This window comes from Achromobacter ruhlandii, from assembly GCF_002082135.1.
GTDB lineage: Bacteria > Pseudomonadota > Gammaproteobacteria > Burkholderiales > Burkholderiaceae_B > Achromobacter > Achromobacter ruhlandii.
Genome location: NZ_CP017433.1, coordinates 2,717,321 through 2,725,396, shown reverse-complemented (window position 1 = coordinate 2,725,396; position 8,076 = coordinate 2,717,321). Strand labels below are relative to the sequence as shown.

Sequence of the window (8,076 nt, the reverse complement as noted above, 5' to 3'; positions counted from 1 at the left end):
GGTGGCGAAATGGCCCGGCTGCACGCCGCGGGCGGCGCTGTGCTCGACCAGCCGCTGCGCGATCCGCAACGACTCTTCCCGGAACTCGGTGGCCAGGATGCGGCGGTCGCCGCGCCCGGCGCGGGTGTCGGCGGCCGGCGCCTGGCCCGGCAGGTACTTGCCGGTGAGCACGCCGCGCGCGATCGGGCTGTACGGCACCACGCCCAGGCCGTAGTGCTGGCAGGCCGGCAGGATCTCGACCTCGGGGCCGCGATTGAGCATGTTGTAGTACGGCTGGCACACCACCGGCTGCGGCACGCCCAGTTTTTCGCACAGGCGCAGGGTTTCGGCGATGCGCCAGCCGCGGAAGTTCGACAGCCCGAAGCTGCGCAGCTTGCCGGCGCGGATCAGGTCGCCCAGCGCCCACAGCGCTTCTTCCAGGTTTTCCTCGTGGTAGTCGCGGTGCAGGTACAGGATGTCCAGGAAATCCGTGCCCAGCCGCGCCAGGCTCTGCTCCACGCCGCGGATCAGCCACTGGCGCGAATAGTGCGACTGGTTCGGGCCCTTGCCCACCACGTTGCCGATCTTGCTGGCCAGCACCCAGTCGTGGCGCTGCCCTTGCAGCAGCTTGCCCACCACTTGCTCGGACCGGCCGTCGTTGTAGACGTCGGCGGTGTCGATGAAATTCAGGCCGTGGTCGCGCGCGGAAGCGACGATGCGCGCGGCCTCGTCATCGGGCGTCTGCTCGCCGAACATCATGGTGCCCAGGCACAGGGGCGATACGCGAAGATTGCTTGATCCGAGACGGCGGTAGTTCATGGCGAAATCCTTGGTCGGCGCGCGGGGTGCGCGGGGGAAGCGAAACAGAAAGCGAAGCGATGCGGCGCGCCCGGGGCGCGGCGGGCAAAGGGGCATGTTGCCAGAAGCGGGCCGGCGCGCCGCTGAAAATCCCTGCCCCGGGCAGGGACTCCACGCGCGGCACGCCCGTGGCGTGTCAGGCCGGCTGGGCGTCCACCGCCGCCAGGATCTTGCCGAACAGCGCATCGGCATGCGCCGAATCGAGCCAGCGCACGATCACCACCAGCTTGCGCTCGGGCTCGACCCAGGTGAACGAACTGCCCGCGCCCACGCCGAAGAAACTGAACGCCGGCACGCTCGGAAACACGCGGCCCTCGTGGTTCAGCCAGATCAGGTAGCCATAGTACGGCGCGATCGCGCACGGTTGGCGCATCTGCGCAATCCATTCGGGCGACAGCACCTGGCGGCCGTCGGCCGCGCGGCCCTGGTTCAGCAGCATCTGGCCGATCAGCGCCTGGTCGCGGGCGCTGATCGACATGCCGCCGCCCCAGTGCGAGCCGCCCGGCACCGACGGCATGCGCTGGCCGTCGATCTCGACCCAGGCGTTGTCGTAGCCGACCCATTGCCAGTTCTCGCTGGCGCCCAGCGGCCGCGTGACGGCCTCGCGGAACACCTCGGGCAAGGGCTTGCGGAACAGGTGCAGCAGCGCGTACGACAACTGGTTGATGCGCACGTCGTTGTATTCCCAGTACGTGCCGGGCGATTGCAGCGGACGGGCCTCGCCCTTCTTGCCGTCCGGCGGCACGCCGAAGGTGACGGCGCGATAGCGGTCGGCCTGGTCGGAGACGCCGAAGCGTTCGCCTTCCCATTCGCTGGTCTGCTGCAGCAGGTGGCGCCAGGTGATCCGCACATTGCGGCCCTGGTCGAAGCCGATGCCGGGCACGCGCTTGCCGACCGGTTCATCGACATCGGGCAGCAGGCCGCGGTCGTGCGCCAACCCGGCCAGGATCGCCAGGTACAGCTTGGCCACGCTGAAGGTCAGGTCGGCGCGGTCGGGTTCGCCCCACGCGGCGATCTCGCGGCTCTCGCGCAGCACCACGCCCGACACCGGACCGCGGTCATGCAGCGGGCCCAGCAGGCGGTTCCAGGGCGGCGGATCGTTCTGGTGCACGCCGAAAACGCCGCCGACGCTGCGGTCCCAGGCGGTTTCGTGGTCGTTGGCGAACTGGATCGCCTGCTGCATGAGCGCGTTCATTGTTTCCCTTGTGTTGTCGTTGGCCAGTGGCGCCTGCGAGTATATCCAGGCGCGCGCGGCGCGATATCGCCCGGGGCAATAAGCAAGGCGGGAATCAATCGTTGGCGCGGCGGCGCGACGCCGGTAGAGTCCAACGCCCCGCATCATTGAATCCACCGCTGAATCCATGTCGATCCCCCATCGGGCCGCACGCGCCCCCTTCCGCCGCTTCTCCGCCCTGCTCCTGGCCATTGCCGCCGCCTGTGGCGGCGCCGCCCACGCCGAGCAACGCGTCATCCGCGTCGTCGTGCCCTACGGCACCGGGGCGGTGCAGGACACCATCGCCCGCGCCATCAGCGATGAGCTGGGCCGGGCGCTGAACGCCTCGATCGTGGTGGAGAATCGCGCGGGCGCCGGCGGCACGGTCGGCACCGCCCAGGTGGCGCGCGCCACGCCCGATGGCAACACGCTGGTGCTGGCCGCCGCCAGCCACCACATTGCCGGCTACCTGTACAAGAACCTGGGCTACGACCCTTACAAGGACTTCACCGGCGTGGCCTATGTGGGCAACACCGGCTACATCATCCTGGCCTCTTCCAGCCTGAAGGTGGCCAACACGGCCGAATTCATCCAGGCGATCAAGGCCAAACCCGGCGCCTACGATTACGCCTCGGCCGGCAACGGCAGCGCCTCGCACCTGGGCATGGCCGCGTTCCTGACCGCCGCCGGCGCGCAGATGCAGCACATCCCCATGAAGTCCACCGGCGACGCCGTGACCGAGCTGCTGGCCGGCCGGGTGCAGGCCGTCACCGCCGCCACTATCGGCGTCACGGGCTACCGCAACGATCCGCGCGTGACGTTCCTGGCCTACACCGGCAAGCAGCGCTCGCGCTTCGCGCCCGACCTGCCCACGGTGGCCGAAAGCGGACTGCCCGGCTACGCCTTCGATTCCTGGCTGGGCCTGCTGGCGCCCGCCGGGATCGCGCCCGCCGAGCGCGACAGGCTCAACGCCGCGGTCAACAGCGTGCTGGCCGATCCCAAGGTGCAGGCGCGCCTGGCGGCGCTGGGCGTGGAGGCCGAGGCCAAGTCACCGGCGCAGTTCCAGGCGTTGCTGAAGGCGGATTGGGACGCGGCCGGCAAGCTCGTGGCGGCTTCGGGCGCGCGGGTGGAATAGCCGCCGTGATCCCGAGGCCCTGCCCGGCGGCCGGCGCCGCCGCCGGCCAACGCGGCGCCGTCAGCGCTGCAGCACCCCTTGCAGGAACATCGTGGTGATGAAGTCGGCCAGCGCCTCGCGCTCTTCGGCGTTGGGCTCGCGCCGAGTGAAACGCTCGATCACGCCCATGAAGGCATGCGACAGCCAGTCCGGCGGAATGTCCTTGCGGAACACGCCGGCGCGCTGATCGATGCGGATGTTCTCGGAAATCATCTCGACCAGTTCGTCCTTGAGCGCCTCGGCCGCGTCGACCTGGAAAAAGCCGATGCGGGTCAGGTTGCGATCCTCCTGCAGGATGCCCAGCCAGTTGGTCACGCCGCGGCGCACGCGCTCCTCGACCGGCAGGTTCTGCTGGTCTTCATAGAGGCGCGCCTGGCAGACTTCCTGGCGCAAGCGCTGGGCGAACATGCCTACGAGTTCGTCGTAGGCCGCCTGCTTGCCGGCGAAATACTGATAGAACACCGGTTGCGTCACGCCCGCGCGGGCGACAATGTCGCTGATCCGGGTGTGCTGGAATCCGCGCTCGGCGAATTCCGCCGCCGCGACTTCCAGAAGTTGCAGCCGGGTGCGCTCACCTTTCGTCAAACGCTTATCCTGCGGTACAGATGGGGGTGGTGCCGTCGTCATCGCGTGAAAGTACTATCCTTCCGGCCTTTTTGCCATACATTCCTGCATACATAGAAACCCTGATGATCCGATTGTCGCGTCCGTTCCACTTTGGCTGCGCCGCCGCGTTCACCCTGGCCCTGTCCGGTTGCGTACCTTACCCCACTTACAAGACGCTGCAGCCACAGTCGGCCATCACCGTGCAGGACGAGGCCGGGCAGCCGGTGGCCGACGCCCGGGTGGTGTTGATCGCCGGAGCCTATCCGTACGGCTATGACCGCTTCCGCAACGAGGCGCGCACCGATGCCGGCGGCCGGGCCCGCTTCGAGGCGCGCCGCGAGTGGCGCGTCGAGGTCCTGGCCATCCATGGCGCGGAAGTGTTCTTCTGGAACTGGTGCGTCGAAAAGGCCGGCTATGCCACCTATGCCACGCAGGACCGCAACGCCGACGCGTTCGACCCGCAGCCGGTCATCCGCCTGCGGGCCGGACCGTCGACCCCTTGCGACAATCCGCGCGGCTCGCCTTTCATGCGCGAGCCGCCGGCCGCGCGCGGGGCCCAGGCGCCGGACACCGCCGGCGCGCCGGCGAATCCGCCGCCAAGCCCCTGAAATCACTTGAAATCTTCATAACTCTTGACACAACTATTGCGTCGCGGCGGCGTTACATTACGGTATCGCCAGTGTCCGCGGCACGCGGGCGCCCGGCGGCTCAGGAGCAAGATCATGAAGCGGTTCACAGGTCGTATGGTCGGCGTCGCGCTGGCACTGGCCTTGGCAAGTTCCCCCGCGCTGGCGGGCGGGTATCGGGGTGGGTACCACGGAGGCGGCTATCACCATCATCACGGCGGTGGCGGCGGCAGTGGCTGGTGGGTGGGAGGCGCGCTGGCATTGGCGGCCACGGGGCTGATCCTGGCAGCCAATTCCGGCCCCTCGTATGTGCAGACGGGCGTCTACGCGCCCGGCGTGTCGTACTACAGCCCGCCGGTATACGCGGCGCCCGTGTATGAAGCGCCCCCGGTTTACAGCGCTCCCCCGGTCTATCAGGCGCCGACGCAATACGCGCCGGTACAGTACGAACCGGCGCCGCCGGTCAATCAGGCGCAGGCCAGCGCCTCGACCGATTGCCAGCGCTGGGCCATGAACCAGAGCGGCTACGATCCGGCCACCATCTCGCAATGGACCACGCAGGTCATGGTGGACAGCTACAACCGCGCCATGGATTCCTGCATGAACAGCCGCGGCTACCGCGCCAACTGAGGCGCCGGCTCAAACGCCAACCGGGGCCTGCCGCCCGCCACGACGAGCGCCCCCAGGGGCGCTCGTTGCATTGTGGCGCGGCCGCTACCGGGCCGCCCCCGCCGCACGGCGCGTCAGGCGCGCCGGCGTCCCCAGCCGTGCCAGGCGAAGAACAACCCGGCGGCCAACGCCAGCGCCGCCGGCAGGACCCAGACGAAACCGCTATCGGTGTAGACGACCTGCTCGACCGGATCGTAATAACGGCCCAGTTCGTTGAAATCCCATTTCAGGTATTGCGCGTACCAGAGCCAGCCGAAGAAGGCCGCGCACAGCAGCGACACCACCGCGCCGATCCGCGCCAGCAGGCGTCCGCGTCCGACCCCGGCCACCAGCCGCCAGGCCGTCATCACCCCGGCCGCCACGGCCACCAGCACCAGCCAGTCGCCCACGTTAAACCCCATCGCCGGCCTCCAGGCGAGCCAGGCAGGCGGCCGCTTCGGCCCATTGGTGTTCGCTGAAGACGCGCACGCCGGCCTCGGCCAACAGACGCGCGGTGACGCCGACACCGGGCAGACGCCGGCCGGAAAAGCTGCCGTCGTAGACATAGCCGCTGCCACAGGAAGGGCTGCCCTCCTTGAGCACCGCGATGCGGATGCCGCGCCGCCGCGCCACGTCCAGCGCCTGCCGCGCGCCTTCGACGAACGGCCGGGTGGCGTCCTCGCCCGACACGGTCATCACGCGGGCGCGGCCGGCCAGTACCGCGACGGCATCGGCGCCCGGCTCGATCTCGGCCGGCGGGCGCGGGATCGGCAGGCCGCCGGCCACCTCGGGACAGACCGACACCACCCTGCCAGCGTCGAGCCAGCCGGCCAGCACGGCGTGATCGCCCGGCACCGAGCGGCCGTCGTAGCGGACGGGATGGCCGAGCAGACAGGCGCTGACGAGAACGTATTGCATCGACATTCCGGGAGATGGACGCATGCGGCCATGCGTCCGGCAAAGGTCTCATCATAGAACAGGCCGCCGCCCTGCCGCGCCCGCCGCGCTGGGCGGATCAGGCGTGCGCCGCCTCGCGCGGCCGCCCCCATCGCCGCGCGAGGCGTTGAGTTTCAAGAGGCCGCCTCCAGCCATTGCCGCAGCGCCGCATCGCGCACCTCCAGCACCTCGAACAATCCCAGCGCGCGCAAGGCTGGCAGCGCCTCGCGCAGATCGGCGCCGGCCAGTTCGCGGGCCCGCGGCGTGGCGCCCGCGTCGCACCAGAGGCGCGCGTTGGCCAGGAATGCGCCGACCGTGCCTTTGCGCACGGTCACGCCCTGGAAATCCGCGCTGTCGCGGTCGTCCGGCAATACATCCTGGGCTTTCATGGTTTTCTCCAATGGGTGAGCACGGGAACCAGCGTAGTCGCCCATGGCCGGCAAATCTGCGGTATTTTGGTCAATCCATACCGTATTTTTGCCAATCCGCTCGCCCGTCGATCCCTCGCATGACGCGTCCCGCCGATCCCGCCTCGCCCCTGATCGCTCCCGCCCTGGCCGCCGCGCGCGGCGGGCCGCGCCTGCTGGCGGTGCGCCGGCGGGACAAGGCCGTGCGCCACACGGCGCCGCACCGGCACGCGCGCGGGCAGTTGTTTGGCGCTTACGAGGGCCTGCTGACGGTGCTGGCCGGCGACCGCCAATGGGTCGCGCCGGCCGCCCATGCCGTGTGGATTCCGCCCGATTGCCCGCACGGGTTGCGCTCGCATGGCCCCTATGCCGGCTACAGCGTCTACCTGAGCGCGGCGGCGTGCGCCGGCCTGCCGGATGCGCCCTGCGCCTTGCAGGCGTCGGCGCTGCTGCTGGCGGCGGTGGAACGCGCCGCCAGTTGGCGCGTCGACGCCTGGGACGCGGCCCGCCTGCGCATCGTCGAACTGGTGCGCGACGAGATCCGCACCCTGCCGCGCGCCGGCGACGGCCTGACGCTGCCGCGCGATGCCCGGCTGCGGCGGCTGGCGCTGGCCTGGTCCGATGCGCCCGCCGACACCCGGCCGCTGGCGGCATGGGCCGTTGCAATCGGCATGGCGCCGCGCACGCTGGCGCGGCGCTTCCTGGCCGAAACCGGCCTGACGCTGGGCGCCTGGCGCCAGCGCGCCCGGCTGATGCGGGCCCAACAGATGCTGGCGGCCGGCCACGGCGTCACCACCGCCGCGCTGGAGACGGGCTACGACAACATCAGCGCCTTCATCGCCGCGTTCAAGCGGGAATACGGCGTGACGCCCGGCCGCTATGACGGCCGGGGCCCGTTGATCGCCTGAGGCTTGCGCCGCGCGGTCGCGGCCGCGCTCATTCGGCGTCGGCGGCCTTGCGCGGACGGCGCGCGCGCGGCGCGGTCTTGGCCGCCGTCTTGCGCGCGGTCTTGCGGGCCGGCTTGGCCGGTTCGCTGTCCGCCGACGTGGCGGCGGGTTCTGGCGCGACCACCGCAGCCTGCGTTGGGGCTGGCGGCGCCTCGCCGGCCATGTCCTGCGCCGGCGCGGGCGAGGCGTTGCCCGCGCGCGCCGTCTTGGCCGCGCCACGGCCGCCGCGCGTTGTGCGCCGACGCTTGGCGTCGGCCGGTTCCACGGCATCGGACGCCTCCCGGGCGGGCGGCGCGTCGAAGGGGGCCGCCCCCGCGTCCGGCGCGCCGGCGGGGGCCGGGGCGTCGAACGTTTGCGGCGGCGATCCGGCGCCGGCCTGATCCTGATGCGCCGGACTGTCCTGATGCGCCTGACTGTCCTGATGCGCCGGACGTTCCTGGCGCGCCGGACGTCCCTGATGCGCCTGGCGGTCCTGGCGAGCCTCGTGTTCCTGGCGCTCCGATCGCGGCTGCGGCGCGGGTTGCGCGGCAAGCGCATCCTCGCCCGCCTCGCGCTCCATGTCCGTCGGCGCCCGGCCATCGGCCTGCCCCGCGCCCTGGCGGCCGCCGCGGCCGGCGCCCTGATTCTTGCGAGCGCCGCGCGTACCGCGCCCGGAGCGAACCTCGCTTTCAGCGCTGGCGCC

General features: G+C 70.8%; 10 protein-coding genes and 1 pseudogene. 4 read left to right on the top strand and 7 right to left on the bottom strand.

Annotation, left to right across the window (positions count from 1 at the left end; genetic code table 11):
- Positions 1 to 798 (bottom strand): aldo/keto reductase (locus tag AruCF_RS12275; protein WP_083036753.1); only part of this gene is annotated, 798 nt, incomplete at its 3' end.
- A gap of 175 nt (positions 799 to 973) precedes the next feature.
- The gene (locus tag AruCF_RS12270) at positions 974 to 2,032 is read right to left on the bottom strand and encodes a serine hydrolase domain-containing protein (RefSeq protein ID WP_083036752.1); all 1,059 of its coding nucleotides are present in this window, start codon (positions 2,030 to 2,032) and stop codon (positions 974 to 976) included.
- 166 nt (positions 2,033 to 2,198) lie between these two features.
- On the opposite strand from AruCF_RS12270, the gene AruCF_RS12265 reads away from it, so the two are divergent.
- Positions 2,199 to 3,185 carry a tripartite tricarboxylate transporter substrate-binding protein gene (locus AruCF_RS12265; RefSeq protein WP_063568783.1) on the top strand — a complete coding sequence of 329 codons (987 nt, stop codon included), beginning with the start codon at positions 2,199 to 2,201 and terminating at the stop codon, positions 3,183 to 3,185.
- Between the two features lie 60 nt (positions 3,186 to 3,245).
- Here the strand turns inward: AruCF_RS12265 and AruCF_RS12260 are convergent, their stop codons facing one another.
- Complete coding sequence (locus AruCF_RS12260) at positions 3,246 to 3,809, bottom strand: TetR/AcrR family transcriptional regulator (RefSeq protein WP_231891541.1); 564 nt, start codon at positions 3,807 to 3,809, stop codon at positions 3,246 to 3,248.
- Between the two features lie 104 nt (positions 3,810 to 3,913).
- Between AruCF_RS12260 and AruCF_RS12255 the strand changes: the two genes are divergently transcribed.
- Together AruCF_RS12255 and AruCF_RS12250 are read left to right on the top strand one after the other, a co-directional pair.
- Positions 3,914 to 4,438 (top strand): carboxypeptidase-like regulatory domain-containing protein, encoded by a 525-nt coding sequence (locus tag AruCF_RS12255; RefSeq protein ID WP_054518796.1) that lies wholly within the window; start codon positions 3,914 to 3,916, stop codon positions 4,436 to 4,438.
- Between the two features lie 114 nt (positions 4,439 to 4,552).
- Positions 4,553 to 5,086, top strand: a complete 534-nt coding sequence (locus AruCF_RS12250) for a hypothetical protein (RefSeq protein ID WP_054416570.1) — start codon at positions 4,553 to 4,555, stop codon at positions 5,084 to 5,086.
- Between the two features lie 113 nt (positions 5,087 to 5,199).
- Here AruCF_RS12250 and AruCF_RS12245 read toward each other — a convergent pair whose 3' ends face one another.
- The 3 genes from AruCF_RS12245 to AruCF_RS12235 form a co-directional block, all read right to left on the bottom strand.
- Positions 5,200 to 5,526: a hypothetical protein gene (locus tag AruCF_RS12245; protein WP_059270927.1), complete on the bottom strand. Its 327-nt coding sequence runs from the start codon at positions 5,524 to 5,526 to the stop codon at positions 5,200 to 5,202.
- The gene (locus AruCF_RS12240; protein ID WP_063568781.1) at positions 5,516 to 6,022 is read right to left on the bottom strand and encodes a 2-thiouracil desulfurase family protein; all 507 of its coding nucleotides are present in this window, start codon (positions 6,020 to 6,022) and stop codon (positions 5,516 to 5,518) included. The genes AruCF_RS12245 and AruCF_RS12240 overlap by 11 nt, the downstream gene beginning before the upstream one ends.
- A 152-nt stretch (positions 6,023 to 6,174) precedes the next feature.
- Entirely contained in the window at positions 6,175 to 6,429 is a 255-nt protein-coding gene (locus AruCF_RS12235; protein WP_063568780.1) for a hypothetical protein, read from the bottom strand.
- 119 nt (positions 6,430 to 6,548) lie between these two features.
- Here AruCF_RS12235 and AruCF_RS12230 point away from each other — a divergent pair, with 119 nt between their 5' ends.
- Positions 6,549 to 7,355 carry an AraC family transcriptional regulator gene (locus tag AruCF_RS12230; protein ID WP_083036750.1) on the top strand — a complete coding sequence of 269 codons (807 nt, stop codon included), beginning with the start codon at positions 6,549 to 6,551 and terminating at the stop codon, positions 7,353 to 7,355.
- 28 nt (positions 7,356 to 7,383) lie between these two features.
- Here the strand turns inward: AruCF_RS12230 and AruCF_RS29895 are convergent.
- Positions 7,384 to 8,076 (bottom strand): annotated as a pseudogene (locus AruCF_RS29895) (hypothetical protein); the annotation flags it as partial.